23 protein-coding genes and 1 pseudogene are annotated in these 24,526 nt (G+C 68.5%); 9 read left to right on the top strand and 15 right to left on the bottom strand.

What is annotated here, in order from left to right; genetic code table 11:
- Window positions 1-134: 134 nt before the first annotated feature.
- The 5 genes from Y710_RS17390 (at window position 135) to Y710_RS17370 (ending at window position 5,332) form a co-directional block, all read left to right on the top strand.
- Window positions 135-740: a 50S ribosomal protein L25/general stress protein Ctc gene (locus Y710_RS17390; RefSeq protein ID WP_006897698.1), complete on the top strand. Its 606-nt coding sequence runs from the start codon at window positions 135-137 to the stop codon at window positions 738-740.
- Window positions 741-763: 23 nt separating this feature from the next.
- On the top strand, window positions 764-1,330 hold the full coding sequence (gene pth / locus Y710_RS17385; RefSeq protein ID WP_045538499.1) for an aminoacyl-tRNA hydrolase: 567 nt from the start codon (window positions 764-766) through the stop codon (window positions 1,328-1,330).
- A gap of 154 nt (window positions 1,331-1,484) precedes the next feature.
- Entirely contained in the window at window positions 1,485-2,849 is a 1,365-nt protein-coding gene (locus tag Y710_RS17380) for a GH1 family beta-glucosidase (RefSeq protein ID WP_062368023.1), read from the top strand.
- Window positions 2,846-4,150 (top strand): MFS transporter, encoded by a 1,305-nt coding sequence (locus Y710_RS17375; RefSeq protein ID WP_062368020.1) that lies wholly within the window; start codon window positions 2,846-2,848, stop codon window positions 4,148-4,150. Before Y710_RS17380 ends, Y710_RS17375 begins: the two co-directional genes overlap by 4 nt.
- A gap of 63 nt (window positions 4,151-4,213) precedes the next feature.
- Window positions 4,214-5,332 carry a beta-ketoacyl-ACP synthase 3 gene (locus tag Y710_RS17370; protein ID WP_045538511.1) on the top strand — a complete coding sequence of 373 codons (1,119 nt, stop codon included), beginning with the start codon at window positions 4,214-4,216 and terminating at the stop codon, window positions 5,330-5,332.
- Between the two features lie 36 nt (window positions 5,333-5,368).
- Here Y710_RS17370 and Y710_RS17365 read toward each other — a convergent pair whose 3' ends face one another.
- From Y710_RS17365 to Y710_RS17335, 7 genes and pseudogenes are all read right to left on the bottom strand, one after another.
- Window positions 5,369-6,130 (bottom strand): ABC transporter permease, encoded by a 762-nt coding sequence (locus tag Y710_RS17365; protein ID WP_062368019.1) that lies wholly within the window; start codon window positions 6,128-6,130, stop codon window positions 5,369-5,371.
- Window positions 6,114-7,118, bottom strand: a complete 1,005-nt coding sequence (locus Y710_RS17360) for an ATP-binding cassette domain-containing protein (RefSeq protein WP_062368018.1) — start codon at window positions 7,116-7,118, stop codon at window positions 6,114-6,116. Before Y710_RS17360 ends, Y710_RS17365 begins: the two co-directional genes overlap by 17 nt.
- 105 nt (window positions 7,119-7,223) lie before the next feature.
- Window positions 7,224-7,868, bottom strand: a complete 645-nt coding sequence (locus Y710_RS17355) for a PadR family transcriptional regulator (protein ID WP_062368017.1) — start codon at window positions 7,866-7,868, stop codon at window positions 7,224-7,226.
- A gap of 88 nt (window positions 7,869-7,956) precedes the next feature.
- On the bottom strand, window positions 7,957-8,553 hold the full coding sequence (locus Y710_RS17350; protein WP_006897690.1) for a TetR/AcrR family transcriptional regulator: 597 nt from the start codon (window positions 8,551-8,553) through the stop codon (window positions 7,957-7,959).
- Window positions 8,550-9,419, bottom strand: a complete 870-nt coding sequence (locus Y710_RS17345) for an ABC transporter ATP-binding protein (RefSeq protein ID WP_062368016.1) — start codon at window positions 9,417-9,419, stop codon at window positions 8,550-8,552. Before Y710_RS17345 ends, Y710_RS17350 begins: the two co-directional genes overlap by 4 nt.
- Complete coding sequence (locus Y710_RS17340; protein WP_062368015.1) at window positions 9,416-10,258, bottom strand: ABC transporter ATP-binding protein; 843 nt, start codon at window positions 10,256-10,258, stop codon at window positions 9,416-9,418. Before Y710_RS17340 ends, Y710_RS17345 begins: the two co-directional genes overlap by 4 nt.
- Window positions 10,255-11,312 (bottom strand): annotated as a pseudogene (locus Y710_RS17335) (ABC transporter permease). The gene Y710_RS17340 and the pseudogene Y710_RS17335 overlap by 4 nt, the downstream one beginning before the upstream one ends.
- Window positions 11,313-11,473: 161 nt before the next feature.
- On the opposite strand from Y710_RS17335, the gene Y710_RS17330 reads away from it, so the two are divergent.
- Window positions 11,474-12,493, top strand: a complete 1,020-nt coding sequence (locus tag Y710_RS17330; RefSeq protein ID WP_045538489.1) for a beta-ketoacyl-ACP synthase III — start codon at window positions 11,474-11,476, stop codon at window positions 12,491-12,493.
- An 81-nt stretch (window positions 12,494-12,574) separates the two neighbouring features.
- On the opposite strand, the gene Y710_RS17325 is transcribed toward Y710_RS17330, so the two are convergent.
- A complete protein-coding gene (locus Y710_RS17325; RefSeq protein ID WP_062368014.1) occupies window positions 12,575-13,339 on the bottom strand; it encodes a TSUP family transporter in 765 nt (254 codons plus the stop codon).
- 63 nt (window positions 13,340-13,402) lie between these two features.
- Here Y710_RS17325 and Y710_RS17320 point away from each other — a divergent pair, with 63 nt between their 5' ends.
- A complete protein-coding gene (locus Y710_RS17320) occupies window positions 13,403-15,013 on the top strand; it encodes a peptide chain release factor 3 (RefSeq protein WP_062368013.1) in 1,611 nt (536 codons plus the stop codon).
- A complete protein-coding gene (locus Y710_RS17315) occupies window positions 15,013-15,672 on the top strand; it encodes a hypothetical protein (RefSeq protein ID WP_006897683.1) in 660 nt (219 codons plus the stop codon). Before Y710_RS17320 ends, Y710_RS17315 begins: the two co-directional genes overlap by 1 nt.
- A gap of 17 nt (window positions 15,673-15,689) precedes the next feature.
- Here the strand turns inward: Y710_RS17315 and Y710_RS17310 are convergent, their stop codons facing one another.
- The 7 genes from Y710_RS17310 to Y710_RS17280 form a co-directional block, all read right to left on the bottom strand.
- Window positions 15,690-16,688, bottom strand: a complete 999-nt coding sequence (locus Y710_RS17310) for an enoyl-CoA hydratase/isomerase family protein (protein ID WP_006897681.1) — start codon at window positions 16,686-16,688, stop codon at window positions 15,690-15,692.
- Window positions 16,689-16,768: 80 nt separating this feature from the next.
- The gene (locus Y710_RS17305) at window positions 16,769-17,452 is read right to left on the bottom strand and encodes a DUF4282 domain-containing protein (protein ID WP_045537768.1); all 684 of its coding nucleotides are present in this window, start codon (window positions 17,450-17,452) and stop codon (window positions 16,769-16,771) included.
- A gap of 160 nt (window positions 17,453-17,612) precedes the next feature.
- The gene (locus Y710_RS17300) at window positions 17,613-19,430 is read right to left on the bottom strand and encodes an ABC-F family ATP-binding cassette domain-containing protein (RefSeq protein WP_045537767.1); all 1,818 of its coding nucleotides are present in this window, start codon (window positions 19,428-19,430) and stop codon (window positions 17,613-17,615) included.
- Window positions 19,431-19,497: 67 nt separating this feature from the next.
- Window positions 19,498-20,421 carry a 4-(cytidine 5'-diphospho)-2-C-methyl-D-erythritol kinase gene (locus tag Y710_RS17295; RefSeq protein ID WP_039867911.1) on the bottom strand — a complete coding sequence of 308 codons (924 nt, stop codon included), beginning with the start codon at window positions 20,419-20,421 and terminating at the stop codon, window positions 19,498-19,500.
- A complete protein-coding gene (gene rsmA, locus Y710_RS17290; RefSeq protein WP_006897677.1) occupies window positions 20,418-21,314 on the bottom strand; it encodes a 16S rRNA (adenine(1518)-N(6)/adenine(1519)-N(6))-dimethyltransferase RsmA in 897 nt (298 codons plus the stop codon). Before rsmA ends, Y710_RS17295 begins: the two co-directional genes overlap by 4 nt.
- A 64-nt stretch (window positions 21,315-21,378) precedes the next feature.
- Window positions 21,379-22,491 (bottom strand): resuscitation-promoting factor, encoded by a 1,113-nt coding sequence (locus Y710_RS17285; protein WP_062368012.1) that lies wholly within the window; start codon window positions 22,489-22,491, stop codon window positions 21,379-21,381.
- A gap of 76 nt (window positions 22,492-22,567) precedes the next feature.
- A complete protein-coding gene (locus tag Y710_RS17280) occupies window positions 22,568-23,446 on the bottom strand; it encodes a TatD family hydrolase (protein WP_006897675.1) in 879 nt (292 codons plus the stop codon).
- 272 nt (window positions 23,447-23,718) lie between these two features.
- On the opposite strand from Y710_RS17280, the gene Y710_RS17275 reads away from it, so the two are divergent.
- Window positions 23,719-24,526, top strand: an 808-nt coding sequence (locus Y710_RS17275; protein ID WP_156479472.1) for a DUF222 domain-containing protein, incomplete at its 3' end; no start/stop codon positions are given.

Below are 24,526 nucleotides of genomic sequence, written 5' to 3'. Positions count from 1 at the left end.
CGGCGAGGGTGCGAAGTCACCGTTATCGGCGCGACGGTCACCAGCTCTGCGGACTGCGTCGTCAGTCCACTCCTCGACCGTGTGCGGCGACGCTGAGGCGCCACCACGAAGAATCCCGAACCGAGGAGAATCGCATGGCTACCGCCCCGCAGCTCGCCGCCGCCGTCCGTGAAGAGAAGGGCAAGGGCGCCGCGCGCCGCGCCCGCGCCGCAGGCCAGGTCCCCGCCGTCCTGTACGGCCACGGCACCGACCCGGAGCACCTGCTGCTCCCCGACCGTGAGCTCGCCGCCATTCTGCGCGCCAACGGCGTCAACGCCGTCGTGGAGCTCGACATCGCCGGCCAGAAGCAGCTCGCGCTGACCAAGCAGGTCGACGTCCACCCGATCCGCAACTACATCGAGCACGTCGACCTGCTCATCGTCAAGCGTGGCGAGAAGGTCAACGTCGAGGTCGCCATCCTGATCGAGGGCGTCGCCGCCAGCGGCACGCTCACCATTCAGGACGCCAGCGCCGTCGAGGTGGAGGCCGAGGCCCTGCACATCCCGGAGAACATCGTCGTGGACGTCCACAACCTCCCCGCGGGCACCAACGTCACCGCCGCCGACCTGAAGCTGCCGGCCGGCGTCGAGCTGATCACCGACCCCGAGACCCTCGTGGTCACCATCGAGGCCGCCAAGACCGCCGCGGAGACCGTGGGCGAGGAGGCCGACGAGGAAGCCGCCGAGGACGCCGCGGAGTGATCTCCCCGGCTGGACGGCTCTGAGTGAAACTCATTGTCGGACTGGGCAATCCCGGTCCCGCTTACGAGAAGACCAGGCACAACGTCGGCGCGATGGTCGCCGACGGCCTGGTCTCCTCGTACGGCGAGAAATTCTCCGTGCACAAGCGCTCCGGCGCGCTGACCGCCACTGTGCGCATCGGCGGCGAACCGGTACTGGTCGCGAAGTCACGGACGTACATGAACGTCACGGGCAGGCAGATCGGCCCGCTGGCGTCGTACTACTCGGTCGCTCCCGGCGACCTGATCGTGCTCCACGACGAGCTCGACATCGACTTCGGTGCCGTGCGTCTCAAACTCGGCGGCGGTGAAGGCGGGCACAACGGCCTGCGCTCGATCAGCCAGACCCTCGGTACCCGCGACTACCTGCGCGTCCGTCTCGGCATCGGGCGCCCGCCCGGACGTCAGGATCCGGCCGATTACGTCCTCAAACCGTTTCCCGGTTCGGCGAAGGCCGAGGTTGAACTGCTGGTGGCCAACGGTGTCGACGCCGCCGAACTGCTCGTGAAGCAGGGACTCGAAGCCGCTCAGAACGTCGTTCACGCCTGGTAGTCGGCCCGACGTCACCGGACCCGCCCGACGAGCCTGCGGCCGTCGGGACAAATTTGCGCGACCGCCTTCCCGATCCCCTCGCCGTCGGCGATGATGTCCTCAGTCGACTCTTGATCAATTGATCAAATCCCGCGACATGAAGGAGGTCATCGGTATGACGGCGCCCGCAGGCGACACCAGAACCGACATCCCCGGGCTGCCCCGCCCGATCCGCTGGTCGGCGGCTACGGCAGCGTTCCAGATCGAGGGTGCGCGCGACGAAGGCGGCCGCGGTCGGTCGGTGTGGGATCTGTGGGTGCAGACGCCCGGCAAGGTGATCGACGGTTCCACCGCCGAACCAGGCCCCGACAGCTATCACCGGTGGGCCGAGGACGTCGCGCTCGCCGCCGGCCTCGGGCTCGACCGCTACCGGTTCTCCATCTCCTGGACCCGGGTGCAGCCAGACGGCACCGGGCCGTCGAACCCCGCGGGCCTGGACTATTACTCGCGACTGGTCGACGATCTGCTCGCGGCGGGCGTCACGCCCTTTCCCACGCTGTATCACTGGGATCTGCCGGTGCCGATTCACGAGGCCGGCGGCTGGTGCTCACGCGACACCGCCGCACGCTTCGCGGACTACACGGCACTCGTCGCCGACCGGCTCGGCGACCGGGTGAAGAACTGGTACACGATCAACGAACCCGCGATGACCACCCTCCAGGGCTACGCCGTCGGCGCGCTCGCGCCCGGAGAGTTCCTGCTCTTCGACGCCCTCCCGACCGCCCATCACCAACTGCTGGCTCACGGTCTGGCCACCCGAGCGCTGCGGGCGGCCGGAGCCGACGCCGTCGGCGTCGCCAACAACCACACGCACGTCCGGCCGCTGAATCCCGAGTCCCCCGCCGATCGTTCGGCCGTGGACGCCTACGACCTGCTCCACAATCGCATCTTCGCCGATCCGATTCTCACCGGCGCGTACCCGGACCTGTCCGCGTTCGGCCACGAGATGCCGGTGCGCGAGGGCGACATGGAGACGATCGGCCAGGCGCCCGACTTCTACGCGGTCAACTTCTACAACCCGACGACGGTGACCGCTCCGACGGGCGAGGACAATCCGATCCCCTTCGACATCGTCCCCACCCCGGGGGCACCGGTCACCGGATTCGGCGACGAGTGGCCGATCGTCCCCGAAGCGCTCACCGCGCTGCTCGTCGACTTCACCGAGCGCTATCGCGACCTCCCGCCCCTGATCGTCAGTGAGAACGGCGCCTCGTTCCCCGAGCCGGACCGTGCCGCACGCGTCGACGACGCTGACCGGATCTCGTATCTGGACGGTCATATCCGCGCGGTGGGAGCGGCCATCGCCGCCGGCGCCGACGTCGAGGAGTACACGGTGTGGTCGCTGATCGACAACTTCGAGTGGGCCGACGGCTTCACCCAGCGCTTCGGCCTGGTTCACGTCGACTTCGACACCGCCAAGCGCACGCCCAAGGCCTCCTACGACTGGTACCGCCGCGTCATCGAGGGGAACCGCGCGTGAACCGCCCCGCCCCGATCGGGCGCCGCTGGATGACACTGTTCACGCTCGCCTGGCTGGTGATCTGGATGGCGCAGCTGACACCCCTGCAACTGCTGTTGCCGCTGCAGCTCGACTCGCAGACCTCCGACGACGGCGACCGCTGGATCCACAGCGTGGTGGTGTCCGGCCTCATCCTCGGCATCGGCGCCCTGGCGGGCGTGGTCGCCGGTCCGCTCGCGGGTGCCGCGTCCGACCGCACCGACGGCTCCCGGTTCCCGTCGTGGCTGGGCGGCCGACGCCGAGTCTGGGCGCTCGGCGGCAGTTGGGGCATCGCGCTCTTCCTCGCGCTGACCGGGCTCGCCCACCGTCCCTGGCTGGTGGCGATCTGCTGGGTCGGGGTCTCGGTGGCAGTAGCGGTGGCATCGGCGGCGTTCACCGCGATGATCCCCGATCAGCTGGCGCCCGACCAGCGCGGCGCGGCCTCGGCGGCCATCGGTTCCTCACAGGCCCTCGGCATCGTCCTGGGCGTGGGCACGGTGGTGGTCCTCGGTCTCGATGTCCTGCCCGGTTATCTGGTGCTGGCCGCACTCGTCGTCGTGGTCGGCACGTGGGCGTCGATGGGCCTGCCCGACCGCCCGGCGCCGCGCAGCGAACTCGCGATCGGCATCACCGACCGCCCACGCTGGGCGTCCTTGCGAGACCGCGACTTCTGCTGGATGCTCGGCGGTCGACTCATCGCCAACGTCGGCAACGCACTCGGAACATCGTTGTTCCTGTTCTTCCTCCTCTACGGCCTGCACCAGGACAAGGACGCGGCCGAGGACAATCTGCTGATCCTGATCGTCGTGTACACGATCTTCGTGGTCGGCAGCTCCGTGATCTTCGGGATGATCTCCGACCGTCGGGGCCACCGCCGGACGCTCACCGTCGTCGCGGCGATGGTCCAGGCCTGTTCGGGACTGGTGATCCTCGCGCATCCCACGTATGCGGTCACGATGGCCGGCGCGGCTCTCATGGGTGTCGGCTACGGCGCGTTCATGACCGTCGGCCTCGCCTTCGCCACCGATCTGCTGCCGCACGTGGAGGATCACGGCCGGGACCTCGGCATCGTCAACGTCTCCGCGGCCCTGGGTCAGTTGGTCGGGCCCATGCTGGGAGCGGGACTGGTCGCCGCGGTCGGCGGATTCTGGCTGGTCTTCGCGATGGCATGTGTGTTGTCCGTGGTCGGAGGCCTGATGACGCTGGGCGCCCGGAACACCGACTCCGCCCCCGCGGTCGTCGAGCCGACATCCTCTGCCGACGCCGGTTCGGCCCGGAAGTAGAATTACGCCCGAGTGTCCGGCGCACCACGGTCGCCGGAATCGAGCAATGAGAACGGACGAATCTTGGCGACATTGGCTACCCCGTCGGGCCACCCGAACGTTGCGATGCTGGGCATCGGCGCATACCGCCCCAAGCGACTGATCACCAACGACCAGCTGTGCCGGGTGCTCGACTCGTCCGACGACTGGATCTTCGAGCGCAGCGGCATCCGCAACCGTCGCTGGATCAGCGGCGACGAGACGATGCGGAGCATGTCAGCGGCGGCCGCCGATCGCGCGATCGTCAACTCCGGTGTCGATCGCGAGAAGATCGATCTGATCATTCTCGCCACCAGCAGCTGGCCGTGGAACGTCCCGCACGGAGCCCCGATCATCGCCTCCGACATCGGCCTCAACGGCATCCCCGCCTTCGATGTGGCGGCAGGCTGCGGCGGCTTCGGTTACGCCCTCGGCGTCGCCGCCGACGCGCTCCGCGCGGGCAGCGCACACTATGCCGTCGTCATCGGCGTCGAGACCATGTCCGTCGGTCTCGACCCGACCGACCGCAGCACCGGATTCATCTTCGGAGACGGGGCCGGAGCGGTGGTCGTGGGGCCGAGCGAGGTGAACGGAATCTCCCCGGTGGTGTCCGGCAGCGACGGCGAGAACGCCGAGGCCATCGCACAGAACATCAACACCGTCGACTACATGGCACGATCGGTCGAGTACCAGGAGAAGGATCCGCAGACCGATCCCGTCGGGCGGATGATCATCAAGATGGAGGGGCCCAGGGTGTTCCGCTGGGCCGCCATCACCCTGCCCAAGGCGCTGACCAAGCTGCTCACCGAGTCGGGTGCGGGGCCCTCGGACATCGAGGTCTTCGTCCCGCACCAGGCCAACGCCCGGATCAACGAGCTGATGCGGAAGAATCTCGGCCTGCCCGACGACCTGCCGATGGCGGGCGACATCGAGAACACCGCGAACACGTCGGCGGCCTCGATCCCGCTGGCCATCGAGGAGATGCTGGCGACCGGCAAGGCCCAGGGCGGCCAGTTGGCCCTCATCCTCGGCTTCGGCGCGGGTCTGAGCTACGCCGGCTGCGTGGCGACACTTCCGCCGGCACCGACCGTCTCGTCCTTCGACGGGCTCGACGAGGCCGAGCCGGGACCCCTCGCCGCGCATCTGGCCGGCATCGTCGACTGACGCCGGCCCTGACGGGTCGACTGACGCCGGTCGCGCTCAGGCGTTCTCCTTCCGGAAGACGCTGGTGCCCCACCATCCGCCCAGGGCGCTGAGCACGATCGCCGCCAGCAGACCCCACGCCACCTGCGACGACATCACGTCGCCGAGGAACGAACTGCGCACCGAGTCCACGATCCAGCGGAAGGGCATGAAGTCCGACACGCGCTCGAGCCACGCCGGCCCGAGAGTCATCGGCAGGAGGATGCCCGACAGCAGCAGGATCGGCATCAGCAGCATGTTGAGGACCGGCGCCATCACGTCCTCGCTCTTGGTGGTGAGCGCCAAGGCGTTCGACGCGGCGGCGCAGGCACCGCCGACCAACAGCGTGATGACGATGCCGAGAACGATGCCCGGCACCGAGGCCCGCATTCCCATCGCGTAGCCGAGAGCCACGAGGATCAGTGCCTGGACGAGCAGCTGCAGGAGGTCGCGCAGGAGCCGGCCGAACAGCAGCGAGGTCCGGCCGGCCGGTGTCACGCGCTCGGCTTCGATGACGCCCTCACGCCACTCGCCGATCAGCCCGAACCCGGCGAACATGGCACCGAACATTCCGAGCTGCACCAGCAGACCGGGAACGAGGAAGGTGTACGCGTTGTCGCCGACTCCCGGGAACTGCGCGACCAGCGGTTTCAGCAACGGCCCGAAGAGGACCAGATACATCACCGGTTGCATGATGCCGATGAGAACCCACGCGGGATTGCGCAGATTCATCCGCAGCTGCCGGCGGAAGACGATGTACGACTCACGCAGAAATCTCATCGGACACCTCCTCGGTGTCGGCAGCGGCCTCCGCATCGCGAAGACTGCGGCCGGTCAGGGTCAGGAAGACATCGTCGAGGGTCGGCCGCATGATCTCGATGGACTCGATCGTGTTGCCGCTCGCCTCGAGTTCGCGCAACAGCCCCGGCACCACCTTCGCCGACCCGCGGAGCCGGGCCCGGACTCCGACGCCGTCGACGCGGATCTCAGTGGCACCGAGCGACTCCAGTTGCGCCGCCGCGCGTGCGACGGGTTCACCGGCGCCGAACTCCAGGTGCACCAGATCGCCGGACACCTGTGACTTGAGGTTCTCCGGTGTGTCGGCCGCGACGATCCGGCCGTTGTCGATGATCATGATCCGGTCCGAGAGCGCGTCCGCCTCATCCAGGTAATGCGTGGTCAGGAACACCGTGGCACCGCGCTCGGTGCGCAGCTTGGAGATGTGTTCCCACAGGTTCGCGCGCGCCTGCGGGTCCAGCCCCGTCGTCGGCTCGTCGAGGAAGACCAGCGTCGGATCGTGGATCAGTCCCATCGCGATGTCGAGTCGGCGCCGCTGACCGCCCGACATGTTCTTGGGCATGCGATCCCACAGTCCGTCGAGTTGCAGTTGCGCGAACAGTTCCTTACCTCGTCGCACGGCGTCACGTCTGCTCATGCCGTACAACTGGCCGTGGTCGGCCACCTCGTCTCCGGCCAGCGCCTGAGAGAACGTCGCACCCATCTGGGAGACATAGCCGATGCTGCGCCGCACCTGAACCGACTCGGTGGTGACGTCGTACCCGTTGACCGTCGCGGTCCCCGCCGTCGGGCGCAGGAGCGTAGTCAGCATTCGCAAGGTCGTCGTCTTGCCCGCGCCGTTGGGGCCGAGGAAGCCCACCACCTCCCCTTCGGCGATGTCCAGGTCGACGCCGTCGACCGCACGGACCTCGCGTTTGGACTTGCCCTTGCCGGTGACGAAAGTCGCGACGAGTCCGCGTGCGTGAATCATCCCGGTTCCTTCCGGTAGTCAAATTTGACTAGTCAATAGTGCGACGACGGCAGGCGGCGTGTCAATGGCCGGTCATGTTCGGCGGGTGGTCGGTTCGGCGGGTAGTCAGTTCGGCGCGCGGTGCAGCGCCGCGCGATAGCGTTCGCGATCCTCGACGATCTGGTAGCCGGGGTCGTCGGCGGGCGGCGCCCACCGGCCGGTGTCCTCGAAGCTGAGCGCGCCGGAGGCGATGTCGGCGAGCACCCCGTCGAGCCAGTGCAGTTCCACCTCCGCGAACTGCTTCCACAGTGCCAGAGAGCGCAACGCGTGCGGCGGTGCGTAGACCTGCCCGTCCTCCGGTGGCATGACGTCGCCGATGGCCCGGCGCACCGCGTCCCGGCGGGCGCGCAGAGCCGCTTCCGCGCGCCGGTCGTCGAGCATCGGGAGCAGTCCGAACGCGGCTTGGAAAGCGTGGCGGTCGTAGACGTTCACCTCCGAGACCCCGGCGACGATCGCGTCCTCCAGCACTACCCTGCCTGCTTCGGCGAGTTCGTACACCACCACGTCGCGACCGCCGTCGCCGATCGTGTGATCGATCAGGAGCCCCTGGCCCGCCAGAGATCGCAGAGCGTGGTAGATCGATCCGGGATTGATGCTCGCCCAGGCGTCGACCTGCCACGACATCAGCTCGCGCCGGATCTGATAGCCGTTCACCGGCTCGAACAATCCGACCGCGCCGAGCACCAGGAGCCGAGTGGTCGTGACGGACATACCTGTCACGGTAATCCGGTCAGTGCCGGAGCGGACGCACTACCCGGCGGCGCTAGATGTCCGGGGAGTACAGCTGACATGGAGGTGTCTAGAGGTCGCCCGTCAGATAGTGATCCATCACCGGCCCCACCTGGCGGGCGAGCTCGTCCGGCGTCGCACTCGCGATCTCGGGTAGCGCGAAGACGTAGCGGGCCATCACCAGGCCCAGCATCTGGCTCGCGACCAGCGAGATCCTCCGCTGCCTCTGATCGCCTCGCGCCGCGTCGTGCAGGACTCGTCCGGCCGCACCGAGGAAGAACTCCCGCACTCTGCCCGCGACCTCGTCGTCCGTCGCCGCCACACGCAGCATCGCGATCGCGCGCAGCCGCTGCTCCGGATTCTCCTCCCAGAAGCCGATGGCGCGGCGAACGAGCGCGACGCCGACGTCCGTCGACTCCGCGACCCCGGCCAGGATGTCGGCCGGATCGCGCTCCGGAGTCAGCGCCGCCACCAGCAGGCCCGATTTGGTTCCGAAGTAGTGGTGGATCAACGCGGCGTCGACGCCGGCGGCCCGCGCGACCTCGCGCATCGACGTGCGGTCGAATCCCTTGGCGGCGAACAGCTCCCGGGCAGCGTCGAGGATCGCACCGCGAGTCCGGCCGGCTCCGTCGTCGCCCGGCGGCCGCCCCCTGGTGCGTGCGTTCACTGCGCCGGCCGTTCCCGGGCGAGAACCAGCATCCGTTCCTCGATGGTGGCTCGGACGGGTTCGCACTCGGCGGAGACTCCCGCGGCGTCGAGTACCGCGTCGATCTGCGCCGGATCGGTGTCGGGCACTCGGATGTCGCGGCCGGCCAGGATCACCGGCACGTCGGCGTCGTTCAACGCCGCGAAGGCCGCCGCCCAGTCGTCGGTGCGAACGGCGATCGCGCGGGTGTCGCCGATGATGTCGTCCTCGCTGCCCGAACCGACCAGCCGACCGCCGACCATCAGGAGCAGCCGGTCGCACTGCTGCGCTTCCTCCATGTAGTGCGTCGTGACCAGCACCCCGACGCCGGCCTCCGCCTGCTGACGGATGGTGTCCCACAGCCGGGCGCGGGCGAGGGCGTCGACGCCGGACGTCGGTTCGTCGAGAACGAGGACTTCCGGTCGGTGAGCGAGGGCGATGGCGAACGCCGCCTGCCGCTGGGCGCCCAGGGACAGATCCCGCACGAGGGTGCGCCGCACGTCGGAGAACCGGCCGGGCAGTTCGGCGTTCTGCGCGCGGTAGGCGTCGGCGCTGAACTCCAGGTTCTCCTCCACCGTGAGGTCGGTGTAGAGCCCCAGGTTCTGCGGAACGTAGCCCAATCGTGCACGACGATCCCGATCCGGCGCGCCGCCGAGGACCTCGACGGAGCCCTCGGACGCCGCCAACAGGCCCAGAAGCATGCGGATGAGCGTGGTCTTCCCCGCTCCGTTGGCCCCGATGAGCCCGACCACTTCGCCTGCTTCGACGCTCATCGACACATCGTCGACAGCGGTGACGTCGCCGAATCGCCGGGTCACCGACCGCGCCCGCAGCACCGGTTCACTCATGCCGTCACCTCCCGTCGCATCCGGTCGGCGAGCGACAGTGAGATGACGATGTCCTCCAGATCGGGGTCCACCGGTTCGAGATCGACCGGGCGGGTCTCGCCGCCGGGCCGTTCGTCGGGCCAGTACTCGTGACGCTCGCGTCCCCGGCGCCATGACCACTCCGGTCGCGCAGGCTGTGCCGAGCGAGTGACGACTCCGGTGAATCCGGAGCGCACGTCGTCATAGGAGCCCTGTGTCAGAACCCGTCCGGAGTCGAGGACCACCAGGTGCCCGGCGCGTTCGGCCTCGTCCAGGTACGTCGTCGACATCAGGACCGCGGCGCCTTCCGCCGCCGCCTCGGAGATCATCCGCCACAGATCGATGCGGCTGACCGGATCGACTCCGGTGCTCGGCTCGTCCATGACCAGCAGCTCGGGCCGGTGCAGCATCGCCATGGCTGCTCCCAGTTTGCGGCGCATACCGCCGGATAGCGCGGAGGCGGTCCGGTCCGCCGCGTCCGCGAGGCCGGCACGCCCGATCAGTTCGTCGCACCGCCGGTCGAGCTCGGTTCCGCGCAGGCCGTAGATCCCGCCGACGAACTCCAGGTTCTGCCGCACCGTCAGCGCCGCCCAGCTGCCCGGGCCCGCGGCGAGGAATCCGATGTGGTTCTTCCGCGGCGCACGCACCGTGCCCGTCGTCGGCGCGAGTTCACCGACCACGGTGCGCAGCAGCGTCGACTTGCCCGCGCCGTCGCCGCCGACCAGTGCGACGACCGTCCCGGCCGGCGCCCGCACGGACACATCGTCGAGGGCCGTCCGGTCACCGAACCGCACGCTCACCCCGTCGATCTCGGCGATCATTCGGCGCCCGCCTCGCTCGCCGCGTTGTGCACCTTCGGCGCGTTGGGAGCGAGATCACGCCGGAAGCGGAGCGTCGCCCCGGTGAACACCACGACGGCCATCACCGCCAGGACCACCAACGGGAGCCACAGCGACGAGATCGGCGCATCGCGCAGCATCACCCCCTGGGAGATCATCGTGAAATAGGTCAGCGGCAGCAGATAACCGATCCACCGCACGCCCGCGGCCATCGCTTCCAGCGGAAAGATCATGCCGGAGAGCAGAATCTGCGGCATCAACAGCATGAATGCGGTCTGAATCGCCTGCCCGGTGGTCTGGGAGACGGTCGAGATGAAGACTCCCAACCCGAGGACCACGAACAGGAAGAGCGCTGATCCCAGCGCGAATATCAGCACGTTCCCGTTGAACGGGACGTCGAACAACAGCATGCCGAGGACGGTCACGATGATCAGGTCGACCGCCGCGAGCAGGAAGTACGGCACGATCTTTCCGAGAATCACCTGACTCGGCCGGATCGGCATCACCGCGAGTTGTTCCAGTGTGCCAGCCTCCCGCTCCCGCACCAGACCGATGCTGGTGATGATGGTGCCGATGAACGTGAGGATCAGACCGATGATCGCGGGCACCATCACCCACGACGTCTTCAGATCCGGGTTGAAGAGGACCTCGACGTGGATCCGGTCGCCGAACTTGTTGAGCACCCCGACGCTCGACTGGGCGGCGAACATGTTCGACCGTCGACGAACGCCGTCGCCTGCTCCCCGGGACCGGCGGGGGCCACCACCGCGACATCGACCTCGTTCTCGCGCAGCAGGTCCTTCGCGTCTGCGGCCGTGCGGTCGGGGTAGGTATCGGTGACATCGAAGTACCCGGGCAGCGACTGCGCCACCTGTGTCGCCGTCGGCCCGACCACCGCGGTCTTGACCGAGGAGACGTAGAAGTTGGCCGCGTACCCGAAGATCACCAGCAGCAGAAGCGGCAGGACGATCAGCATGGCCATCGTGCGGGGGTCTCGCCTGAGTTCGCGGAACTCCTTGAGGATCATCGCGCGCATAGGACCATCTGACCACTGCGAGCCACTCTGGTCAACGCTTGATGAATATTTTACCGACCCACTCGGCGCCTCGCGTTACTTCCAGGTAACTGCGCGGCCGTGAGAGCGTGGAAGACAAAGGTGTGCTCCGGCACACATGCCTAGCGATCGGAGACCCAGATATGGCCGAATTGCCTGAAGCCGTCGGCACACAGATGATCGGCATGCTCGGGATCGGCGCCCACCGCCCCGAGCGCGTCGTCACGAACGACGAGATCTGCGAGCACATCGACTCCTCGGACGAATGGATCTACACCCGCACCGGCATCAAGAGCCGGCGGTTCGCGCGCCGGGACGAGACCGTGGTGGAGATGGGCGTCAACGCCGGCCGCAAGGCGATCGCCAACGCCCTCCTTTCGGGCGCGGACATCGATGCGGTCATCCTCGCCACCAACACCCATCTGCTGCTGACGCCCGCCGGCGCCGTCGCGATCGCCACCGAACTCGGTGCCAACGGAGTCCCCGCGTTCGACGTCACCGTCGGCTGCGCCGGATTCGGCTACGCGCTGTCGCTGGCCTCCGACATGGTGCGCGGCGGCAGCGCCACTCACGTACTGGTGGTCGGTGCCGAACAACTGTCGGTGACTCTGGACATGACCGACCGCACGAACTGCTTCATCTTCGGCGACGGCGCGGGCGCCGTGGTGGTCGGCCCCACCGAGAAGCAGGGCCTCGGCCCGGTGGTGTGGGGAAGCGACGGAACCCAGTTCAACGCGATCCGGCAGGACATCGACTGGGTCAGCTACATGGACGCCGGCGACATCGAGAAGCGGCCGTACCTGCGGCTCGAGGGCACCGCCGTGTTCCGCTGGGCCGCGTTCGAGATGGGCAAGGCCGCTCAGCGCGCCCTCGACGTCGCCAAGGTCGACGCCGCCGACATCGACGTCTTCGTTCCGCATCAGGCCAATTCGCGGATCAACGAGTTGCTTGCGCGCAGTCTGAAGTTCCCCGAGTCGACTGTCGTGGCGAACGACATCGAGAAGACCGGCAACACCTCGGCGGCGTCGATTCCGCTCGCCATGGAGGACCTGCTCTCCACCGGGCAGGCCAAACCCGGCGACACGGCCCTCCTGCTCGGTTACGGCGCCGGGCTCAGCTACGCCGCTCAGGTCGTCACGATGCCGCCGATACCGTTCGAGTGAGAGCTCCGAGAATTTCGGCTCCCGCAGCGCTCTGTGAGACCGTTGCGGGAGCCGAAATTTCTTCGATCACCAGAACTGGTCTTAGGTGAGCTTACCGGCCATCACCACGACCACCACGAGCAGCGCCACCCGAACCACGCCCGTGCCACGGCCGAGCACCAGCGTCGATCCCAGCACCGATCCGGCGATGTTGGCCGCGGCCAGGATCGCGCCCAGCGTCCACCACACGTCGCCCTGCACCGCGAAGACCACGAGTGCACCGCCGTTGGTGGCAGTGTTCGCCACCTTCGCCAGCGTGGCACTGGTGAGGAAACTCTGGCCGAGAAGCGCCGTCAACGTGATGATCAGGAACATGCCGGTCCCCGGACCGAAGATTCCGTCGTAGAAGCCGATGACGCCGAAGGCCACCAGCGCCGCCGCGTAGCGGCCGCGCCGGATCGGTCTCGAACCGGCGGCGCTCGCCGACCCGAACTCCGGGCGGCGCGCCACGAAGAGACCGACCGCCACCATCAGCACGATGACCACCGGCCGCATCACGTCAGAACTGGGGGCTCCGGCGGCCAGCGCGCCGAGCGCGGCACACGAGGCGGCGACGGGCACGCTCGCCGCGGCGAGCCCGCGGTCGACCGGCACCCGCCGCAGGTACAGCACCGCCGCGGTCGCGGTCCCCCAGATCGCGGTGAGCTTGTTGGTGCCGAGTGCCGTCGCCGGCGCCATCGACGGAAAGACGATGAGCAGCAGCGGGATCAGCACCAGTCCGCCTCCGCCGACCACCGCGTCGATCCAGCCCGCGACCACCGCGCCGCCGATCAACAGGGTCAGCACGGCTGGATCGGGCAGCGGCACGGGGATTCCTTCGCTCACTCGGAGATTTTGCGTCTGACGTCGGCAGACAGATAGCGTAATCGAGTGAGTTCTGAGGTCATCGCACGCGAGGTGAAGCGCCGTCGAACCTTCGCCATCATCTCCCATCCCGACGCGGGCAAGTCGACGATGACCGAGGCCCTGGCGCTGCACGCCCGGATGATCAGCGAGGCAGGCGCGGTGCACGGCAAGGGCGGCCGCCGATCCACCGTCTCGGACTGGATGGAGATGGAGAAGGCACGCGGAATCTCCGTGAGCTCCACCGCACTCCAGTTCAGCTATTCGCCGGGCGACGCCGACGCCGCCGATGCACCGAACGTCATCAATCTCGTCGACACACCCGGTCACTCCGATTTCTCCGAGGACACCTACCGGGTGCTGACGGCGGTGGACGCGGCCGTCATGCTGATCGACGCGGCGAAGGGACTGGAGCCGCAGACGCTGAAGCTGTTCCAGGTCTGCCGCCACCGCGGAATCCCGGTCATCACCGTCGTGAACAAGTGGGACCGCCCCGGCCGAACCCCGCTGGAGCTGATCGACGAGATCAGCGAGCGCATCGGCCTGATCCCGACCCCGCTGTACGTTCCGGTCGGCATCGCCGGCGACTACCGCGGTCTGCTCGACCGCCGCACCGGCGACTACATCCACTTCGAGCGCACGGCGGGCGGAGCGAAGATCGCGCCGGAGGAACTCCTCACCGCCGACCAGGCGGCCGAGCGCGAGGGCGACGCGTGGGTGGCCGCCCGGGAGGAGAGCGAACTCCTCGCCGAGCTGGGCCAGGACCACGACCAGGAGATGTTCCTGGCGGGCCAGACGTCGCCGATGATCTTCACCTCGGCCATGCTGAACTTCGGCGTGCGGCAGCTGCTCGACGCCCTCGTCGAGTTCGCGCCGCCGCCGCGCGGGCGCGAGTCGATCGACGGCGTCGAGCGCGCCGTGACCGACCCGTTCAGCGCCGTCGTCTTCAAGGTCCAGGCCGGCATGGACACCAGTCACCGCGACCGCCTCGCCTACATGCGGATCGTGTCCGGCGAGTTCGAGCGCGGCATGGTCGTCACGCACGCGCAGACCGGCAAACCGTTCGCGACGAAGTACGCGCAGGCGGTGTTCGGGCGCGACCGCTCCACCGTCGACACCGCGTTCCCGGGCGACGTGGTCGGCCTGGTGAACGCGATGGCACTGGCCCCCGGCGACACGCTGTACATCGACCCCCGGATCCAGTACCCGCCGATCCCCTCGTTCGCTCCCGAACACTTCTCGTCGCTGCGCGTCACCACCGCCGACAAGTACAAGCAGTTCCGCAAGGCCGTCGACCAGATGGACGCCGAAGGCGTGGTCCAGGTGCTGCGCAACGACGTCCGCGGCGACGCCTCGCCGGTCCTGGCCGCCGTCGGCCCGATGCAGTTCGAGGTCGTCACCGCGCGAATGAAGGCGGAGTTCAACGTCGACACCATCATCGAACCGCTCGGATACAGCCTCGCCCGCCGCACCGACGAACAGAGCGCACCCGAGCTCAACCGTCAGCGCGGCGTCGAGGTCTTCACCCGCAGCGACGGCGCGATCCTCGCCCTGTTCTCCGACAAGTGGCGCCTGCAGTACATCGAGAAGGAACACCCCGATCTGCTGCTGGAGCCGCTGGTCGCCGCGGCCGACTGATGGTCCCGCTGCGCCGCGCCGCGGTGCCCCTGATGCTCCTGGGCCTGACCGCCTGCGGCACCGACGCGACGACCGTCGACGAATCGGTCCCACCGCCTCCGCACAACGGGTCGACCAAGACGCTCGCCGACGGTGACTGCTCGGCGACACCCGCGGCCGGCCGGATCGTCCGGAGCGGTTACGGGCTGAACTATTCGCGCGGCACGATGACGGTCTCGGTGAAGCGTCCCGGCTCGCAGCGCTGCGTCGCCTTCGCCAAGTCCGGCCGCACCGACCCCGCGGTGCCGCCGGACACGCTGCTGTTCACCTTCACCGGAGACCGCGGCGAGGGCGGGCAACTGGAGTTCCTGGCGGTCGATCTCGCGGGTGGGATCCTCCCCTGGCCGGCCGGTGCGTCGGCCCGGGAGCCCGGGGCGCCTATCACCGCGACCGTCGGCGTCTCGCTCGACGGCACGTACTTCACATCCGCCACGTGCACGCTGCGGCTCGCAACCGTGACCGAGACGAGGGCTGCAGGTCGATTCGACTGCCCCGACGCGCTCGCTGCGCGGGCGAATCCCTTCGATCCCGACGACGACGTCTCCTACGACGATCCGACGGTCCCGGCGGCCCCACCCGAGTCGGCGGCGCTGTCGGGTCTGTTCACCGTGGAGAAGTAGGTCCGGACGCAGTCGCGCTAGGCGATGATCGCGGCGACGGTCGCGGCATCCACCTCTTCGACGGTCGCGGGCGAGAACGCCGGGTTCCGGTCCTTGTCGACGAGGACCGCGCGGACGCCCTCGACGAAGTCGGGATGCCGGGTGATGCGGCCGGCCGCGGCCAGTTCACGGTCGAGACACTCGGCGAGCGATGAGGTCGCCCCCGCGGTGATCAGCCCGGCCGTCACCCACAGGCTGGTCGGTGACGCCGACGCCAGCAGATCGAGCATCTCCTCGGCCCACGCGTCACCGACCGCACCGCGCAGGCCGCCCACGATGCCGACGACGTTGTCGTCGTCGAAGTACTCGGCGATCTTGCGCAGCGGGAGATCGCTGGTGACCGGCCCACGATGGTCGGCGAGTGCGTCCCGCAGCGGGTCTCCGCGGCGGACGGCGTTCGCCACATCGTCGATCCGCTCCGACGGCACGAAATGAGTCGCGAGTCCGATGGCGACGGCATCGGCGCCGCGCAGGCGTGCGCCTGTCAGCCCGAGCCACATCCCGACGCCCTGCGGCAGGCGCGGAAGGAAATACGTGGACCCCACATCGGGGAAGAACCCGATCGCGGTCTCCGGCATCGCGATCAACGCCTTCTCGGTGACCACCCGGACCTCGCCGTGCACGCTGATGCCCAGTCCACCACCCATGGCCGCACCGTCGACGAGGGCGACGTACGGCTTCGGGTACTCCGCGACGAGCTGGTTCAGCCGGTACTCGGCGGCGAAGTACCGGACCACCTCGTCGCTCTCACCGGCGAGCACGTGGTCGCGCACCACGCGGATGTCGCCGCCGGCGCAGAAGGCGCGATCACTCGAGGAGGTGACCAGCACGGTCTCGATCGCATCGTCGTCGCCCCATTCCTCCAGCACGGAGTGCATCTCGGTGATCATCGACAGATCCAGGGCATTGAGCGCGCGGGGGCGGTCGAGGACGATCTCGCCGACGCCGCCGCGCACCTGGGTGCGGATGTAGGACATTCAGTCACGGTAGCGCAGCGTCCGTACCGCAGAAGAGAACGGGCGGGTCGAGCGACCGCTCGACCCGCCCGAGTACCCGATCAGCTGCGGGAGGTGTTCTCCGCGACGCGGCCGGTGTTCTCGGCGATACGAGCGGTGTTCTGGCTGATCTTGAAGATCGCGATGTACAGCTCGAAGATCACGCGCGCGAGGATCAGATAGATGAGGTACACCAGCGGCACGATGATCAGTGCCACGATCACCGTCAACAGGCCCGCGCCGACGTTGTCGCCCATCTCGGCGAAGCCGGAGATCACGCCGCCGATCAGTGCGATCGCGGCGATGATGGTGAACACGATCGTGACGATCATGTACAGCACCGGGATCACCCGGGTGGCGACCATCTTGCTGAACTGGAAGTCGAAGAGCGCCGACAGGAAGGAGCCGGACTCCTCCGGCGGCGGCTGGTGAGCGGCACCGGGATCGACCGGGTAGGTCGGCTGGTTGTAGGCGCCGAACTGCTGCGTGTAATCGGACGGCTGGCCGTAGCCTCCGGGCTGCTGGCCGTACGTCTGCCCGTACTGGGGCTGACCGTACGGCGTCTGGCCGGGCTGGGATTGGCCGGGCTGGGATTGGCCGGGTTGGGATTGACCGTAGTCGGGCTGACCGGGCTGGGACTGACCGGGCTGGGACTGGCCGGGCTGCGGTTGACCGGGCTGGGACTGTCCGTGATCGGGCTGCTCGCCCTCGGGCTGGTTGAACGGATCGTTAGGCGGAGTCGTCATATGTGAACCTCTCAGGAGTCATGCCTGATCGCCAGGTCGGCGACACTTGGTTGGAACAACGTAACAACTAGCTGTGACCCTCGCAGGCTCCCCGGCCGACACCGTCACGCGATGCGGTCGCGTCACGTATCGGGCCGGCGCACGCGCACGCGCGCCGCGGTCACGAATCGAGCAGTTCGGCCGCCTCCATCCACTCGGCCTCGGCGATCTCCTTGGCCGCCACCACTTCCCGGAGTCTGGCGTCCAGATCGGCGAGCCGCTCGGGGTCGACGGCGGCGTCGACCATCTCGGCGTGGAGCTTCTCCTCCTGCGCACTGAGCTTCTCCATCTGACGCTCCGCGCGGCCGAGTGCCTTGCGCGCCGCCTGGTGTTCGGCGGCCGAGAGTCCGCCGTCACCGGACGCGGGCTTCGGCTCGGCGGCCGGAGCGGATCGGCGGGCCGGAGGCGCATCGGTCTCGGCAGCCCGTCGTTCCAGGTACTGGTCGATTCCGCGCGGCAGGTTCGTCAGCGCGCCGTCGCCGAACAGCGCCCAGGTGCTGTCGCAGACCCGTTCGATCAGATACCGGTCGTGGCTGATCACGACCAGCGTTCCGGCCCAGGAGTCGAGCAGATCCTCCACCTGCTGGAGCGTGTCGATATCGAGATCGTTGGTCGGCTCGTCGAGCAGCAGCACATTGGGTTCGGCCATCAGCACACGCGTGAACTGCAGGCGGCGACGTTCGCCGCCGGACAGGTCTCCGACCGGCGTGCGCTGTCGCGCCGGGGAGAACCCGAGCCGTTCCGCGAGCTGACTCGCCGACAACTCCTTGTCGCCGAGCGTCACATGACCGGCCACCTCCTCGACAGCGTCGAGCACGCGCAGGGTGGGATCGAGGTCGTCGAGTTCCTGACGCAGCCAGCCGATCGAGACGGTCTTGCCCTCGATGCGGCGGCCCGGCGACACCGGCACCTCGCCGGCGAGCGCCCGCAGGAGCGTGGTCTTGCCGGAACCGTTGACCCCGACGAGGCCGACCCGCTCCCCCGGCGCCAGCCGCCAGGTGGTGTCCTCGAGCAGCACTCGACCCTCGGCGCCGTCCGACGACGGTGCGGTGAGCCGCGCGTTCTCGAGTTCGATGACCACGCGGCCGAGGCGGCGCTTGGCGAATGCGGAGAGTTCGACGGTGTCGCGCGGCGGGGGCACGTTCGCGATCAACTTCTCGGCCGCCTCCACCCGGTAACGCGGCTTGGACGTGCGCGCTGGAGCACCGCGCCGCAGCCACGCCAGTTCCTTGCGCGCGAGGTTGCGCCGGCGCTCCTCGGCGGCATCGGCCTGCCTGGCGCGTTCGGCTCGCGCGAAGATCCAGTCGTTGTAGCCGCCCTCGTATTCGTCTACGCGCCCGGAGTGGACCTCCCACGTGCGGGTGGCGACGGTGTCCAGGAACCAGCGGTCGTGAGTGACGACGATGAGCGCGCTGCGCCGGTTCACCAGATGTTCGGCGAGCCAGTGAACGCCCTCGATGTCGAGATGGTTGGTCGGTTCGTCGAGGATCAGCAGGTCGGAGTCGGTCACCAGCGCGGCCGCGAGGGCCGTCCGACGACGTTGCCCTCCGGAGAGCTCGCCCACCTTGCGGTCGAGGATCGCGTCGACCCCGATACCTGCGAGGATGCCGCGGATCCGGGCGTCGCCGGCCCACTCGTGTTCGGGGGCGTCGGCGCCGACCACCGCGTCGGCGACGGTGATGCCGGGATCGAGGTCGCCGCCCTGAGTGACCGTCGCGATGTGGATGCCACCCGCCCGCGAGAGGCGCCCGGAATCGGGTTCGGTGATGCCCGCCAGGATCTCGAGCAGGGTCGTCTTACCGCCGCCGTTGAGCCCGACGACGCCGATGCGCTCACTCTCGTGCACGCCGACACTGACCTCGTCCAGAAGCGGCTTGATGCCGAAGCTCTTGCTGATGCGTTCGGCGTTGATCAGCGACGTATTGGTACGCGGGGGCATTCGTGCTTTCCGTTCAGTCAGTCGTCCAGCGAGGTCAGTCGTCCAGCGAGGTCAGTGGTCGGCGAGGTCAGTTGACCGCGATGAGGCGGGCGCCCGCCACCGGCCCGGACGCGGTCCGCACGGCCTTGGCCACACCGGACCCGGACAGTTCGGCGGCCACCCGGACGGCGGCGTCTTCGTCGGCGCACAGGAACGCGCAGGTGGGCCCGGACCCGGAGACGATCCCGGCGAGCGCTCCGGCCTCGCGGCCCGCCCGCAGGGTGCGCCGCAGCATCGGCTGCAGCGACAGCGCGGCCGGCTGCAGATCATTGTGGAGCAAAGGGGCCACGGCGCGCACATCGCCCGATGCGAGCGCCTGCATCAGCTCGTCCGGACGGGCGACGCCCGCGGCGGCGGGCTGGTCATCGCCGTCGCGGGCCCGGAGCCGGTCGATCTCCCGGTACACGTCCGGAGTGGACAGCCCGCTGCCCGACACCGCGAGCACCCAGTGCAACGCGCCGCGGTGCAGCACCGGCAGCAGTTGCTCTCCCCGGCCGGTGCCGAGCGCTGCGCCGCCGACCACGGAGAACGGGACGTCCGAGCCCAGTTCCGCGGCGATGGCGAGGAGTTCGTCGCGGGCGATGTCGAGCCGCCAGAGCCGGGCCGCAGCGACGAGCGCCCCGGCGGCGTCGGCCGAGCCGCCGGCCATGCCCCCGGCCACCGGAATCGTCTTGTCGATGGTGATCGCCACGTGCGGGTCCATCCCGGCATGCCGCGCCAACGCGACCACGGCCCGCGCGGCGAGGTTCGTCGCATCCGACGGCACCTGTCGGCGGTTCTCGCCGCGGACGGTCACCGACAGCGCGTCGTCGCCGCGCACGGTGACCTCGTCGTAGAGCGACAGCGCACAGTACAGCGTCGACAGTTCGTGGTATCCGTCGTCGCGGAGCGGCCCGACGCCCAGGTGCAGATTGATCTTCGCCGGGACCCGGGCGGTCGCGCCACCCATCATCGGGCGGCTCCGGTCTCGATCCCGGCTGCGTGGCCGGCGCGCGCGAGCCGGACGAAGTCATCGACGTCGCACCGTTCCCCGCGGAGCCCGGGGTCGATTCCCGCCGCTCGGAGGAGTTCTTCGGCCCGCGGGGCGCTGCCCGCCCACGACGAGAGCGCCGACCGCAGGGTTTTGCGGCGCTGAGCGAATGCGGCGTCGATCGCGGCGAATGTCTGCGCCCGCAGCTCCGGGTCGGTCCCGTAGACGTCGCGGCGGTCGATGCGGACCAGGCCCGACTCGATCTTGGGTTCGGGCCAGAAGACGTGTTTGCCGACGGAACCGGCTCGGGCCACGTCGCCGAAGAAGCGGGCCTTCACGCTCGGCACCCCGTAGATCCGGCCGCCCGGAGCGGCGGCGAGACGGTCGGCAACTTCGGCCTGCACCATCACGAGCGCGGTGCGGATGGTCGGGAACTGCGCCATGAGGTGCAACAGCACCGGAACCGCGACGTTGTACGGCAGGTTCGCGACCAGCGCGGTCGGCGCGTACGGGAGGTCGGCGGGGGTGACGGTGAGGGCGTCCGCGGTGACGACGTCGAAGTTCGCCGCCTGTGCGGGCGCGAACTCGGCGATCGTCCGTGGCAGTCGCGCGGCGAGCGTGCGGTCGATCTCCACCGCCACCACGCGGCCGGCCTCGGCGAGCAGCGCGAGGGTCAGCGATCCGAGTCCCGGTCCCACTTCCAGAACCACGTCGTCGGCACCGACGCCGGACACCGACACGATCCTGCGAACGGTGTTGGCGTCGTGGACGAAGTTCTGCCCCAGCGTCTTGGTCGGGCGCACATCGAGCTCTGCGGCGAGTGCGCGGATCTCGGCGGGACCGAGCAGACGAGGCGAATCAGGGACGATGTTCACCTGAACATTGTGACTGATGATCGTCGGGAGGTGCCGCAGCGGACGGCTGCACCGCGGGCGAGGATCAGCGGAGGCCGATCTGCGACGAGCAGGACGGCCACGCGCCCCAGCCCTGAGCGGCCTGCGTCTTCTCCGCGATGGCGATCTGCTCCTCGCGAGTGGCGAGATCCGGACGCGGCGCGTACTCCTGGCCGCCCCAGCGATCCCAGGTGTTCTGGTCGAACTGGATGCCGCCGTAGAACCCGTTGCCGGAGTTGATGGCCCAGTTGCCGGTCGATTCGCACTGAGCGAGACGATCCCAGACGCCGTACGGAACCGCCGGTGCACCCGGCTTGGTTCCGACGCGGACCGTGGCAGCCTTGGGCTCCACGAGAACCTTCTCGCTGATCTTGGTCTTCTTGACGACCTTGCCGTTGACGGTGGTGATCGAGTACTTCACATCGGCCTTGCCGGGAGTACCCGGGTCCTCGACCTTCTTGGTTCCCCGGGTCAGCCTGTCGTCGTCCTTGGTGTTCTCCGGCGGCTTGACGTCCTCGGTGAGGGTCTTCTCCTCGGTCTTGATCCGGGTGACGCGGATGTCCATGTCCTTGCTGACCGGAGTCTGCGCCGCGGGCACCACCTTGTCGGTGGGCGAGAGCGGCTTGCCCGCACGGGCGAGCAGGTCGCCGACCGTCTTGGCCGCAATGCTCGGCGTCGACTTCTGGCCGCCGTCGTCGAGCTTGACCCGCTTGGGCAGGGTGACGTCGAGATCGGCACCGTCCACCGGAAGCACGTCGTTCAGCGGTGCGGTCACCGCGCTGGTCGCCATGCCGCGTTCAGCGAGAACCTGACCGACGGTGGACGCGTTGGTGGTGATGTTCAACGGCCTGCCGTCGACCACCAGCTGCACTTTCTTGAGGCGGTCGACCGTGATGGTCTGGTTGTCACGCGGCGCACTCGAGAGCGGCACGTTCACCTTGTCGCCGTCGGCAGGGTCGATGCCGTTGTCGCGCAGCACGCTCCCGACCGAGAAGGCCATCGTGCTCACATGCATGGTCTGTCCGTCGACCGCCAGCGTCACCTCCTTGTGCATGACAGCTCCGGTGACGGCTCCGGCCGTGACGGTGGTCAGCACGGCTCCGAGGGCTACTCGGGCGCGCATGGAGGTGGACGTGTTGATTCTCTTCAAGACAGACATACAGTTCCCTGCCGGGTTGGGTATAGCTATCCGCGTCGGCAGCACGGATCACGGTACGGTAACGAATCGGGGTGGGTTACCGCAACGGAAACTTGTATATCCGGCGCGCATTTGCTCCAAGCGTGTGGGCCAACTCGTGATCGTCGACGCCGCGCAGTGCGGCCAGCGCGCGAGCGGTGTAGGGCACGCAATAGGACTGATTGGGCTGGCCACGATAGGGATGCGGGGTCAGGAACGGTGCGTCGGTCTCCACCAGCAACTGCTCGTCGGGAGTCAGAAGTGCGGCCTCACGCAACTCGCCGGAGTTGTTGAACGTCACAGTGCCGGAGAAGCTCAACACATACCCGAGGTCGACACATTCGCGGGCGATCGCACGGTCGCCGGAGAAGCAGTGCATCACCACCGTCTCCGGCGCCCCCTCGGCCGCGAGGACGTCCAGCAGGTCGCGATCGGCGTCGCGATTGTGGATCATCAGCGCTTTGCCGGATCGTTTGGCCAGATCGATGTGCCAGGCGAAGGCGTCGCGTTGGGTGGTCGGGTCCGCGCAGTCGTCCGAACGGGTCGTCCAGTAGTAGTCCAGACCGGTCTCACCGACGGCCACCACGCGGGGGTCGTCGACCATCTGTTCCAGCTCGGCTCGGGCCTCGTCATCCAGATCGGCGGCATGAGTGGGATGCAGTCCGACGGCCGCGAACGCTCGTCGGTCCCAATGCGCGGCGGCGACAGCCCAGCGGGCGTCGACCATGTCGTCGGCGACGGTGACCACCTGCTCCACGCCGACCGACTCGGCGTGGTCGAGGATGGCTCGGACGTCGGCCTCCGTCCGCCCGCCACAGGCCGCCAGGTGCGTGTGTGCGTCGACCAGCCCGGGCAGCGCTTCCGGGTCCGGTGGCGGCAGGCGTCGCTTACGCTTCTTGATCTCCTTGGCGGTGAGTTCACCCGTCGAGTCGGTCACAGACCCACCTTGCCCGAGATCGTGTCCGTCGCGGAAATCCGGGTCCGCCTGGAAACTGGGGCACTTCGCAGTCGACGCTCTGCCCAGGCCGCCGTTCGAGGGTTCCCACCGAAACCATCGAGCCTGTCACCGATGCCCCACGGCGTAACAGAGTTGAGCCGGCGCACGTGCGTCTGTCTATGAAATCAGTTGTGTCATACCCGATTGGTAGTGTTCAGATATCCAAGAAAACATGGTGTGACCAGCTGAAACACTCGGGGGAGGTGGCAGCGATGACCGATCCGATCACCGATTCGATCGCGACTGTCGTTGCCACCGGTGCACTGCCGGACCAGCCCGCGGAGTTGTTGGCGTTGATCGATGCCGCGGCGGTGAAGCTCGCCGAGACCTCCCTGTCACCGGAGACCGAACCGGAACTGCTGGCCCACACACAGACCGCCGAACGCATCCGGCGACGCTGGGACGGCGTTTCGTCCAGATTGTTGGTGGAGGTCTCCGACCGCAATGCTCACCGCACCGCGGGCTATCTGAATCCGCATCAGTACCTGTCGCAGGGTTTGCGGCTGGGGACCCGTGAGGCGGGTCGACGGCTCCGGATGACCGAGACCATCGGCGAGTTCTCCAACTTCCAAGGGCAGACGCTGCCTCCCCGGAAGCCCGCCACCGCCGCCGCGGTCGCGGCCGGGACTGTCGGCGCCGAACACGCGTTGGTGATCTCGGCCGTTTTGGCGAAAGTGCCCGGCTGCATCTCGCCGGAAGTCAAGGCCCGTGCGGAGGCCGAACTCGCTCAGGCTGCGGCCGGGTTGAATCCGGATGATCTGGGCAAGGTCGGTGACCGCCTGCTCGCTCACCTGGACCCCGATGGTCAGGAAAGCGATCACGTCGACCGGCAACGCCAACGCGGAATCACCATCCTCCCGCAAGACCGACAACTCATGAGCAAAGTCCGCGGCGCGATGACTCCGGAGTTGCGGGCGAAGTTCGAGGTGATCTTGACCGCCTGGGCCGCACCCGGGATGAACAATCCCGCCGACTCGGGCTCGCCGACTGGAACGATTGACGCCGACGGCATCGACGCCG

The sequence above is a fragment of the Gordonia sp. QH-12 genome (assembly GCF_001578675.1).
In the GTDB taxonomy this organism is placed as follows: domain Bacteria; phylum Actinomycetota; class Actinomycetes; order Mycobacteriales; family Mycobacteriaceae; genus Gordonia; species Gordonia sihwensis.
This window is presented reverse-complemented; position numbering and strand designations above follow the sequence as displayed.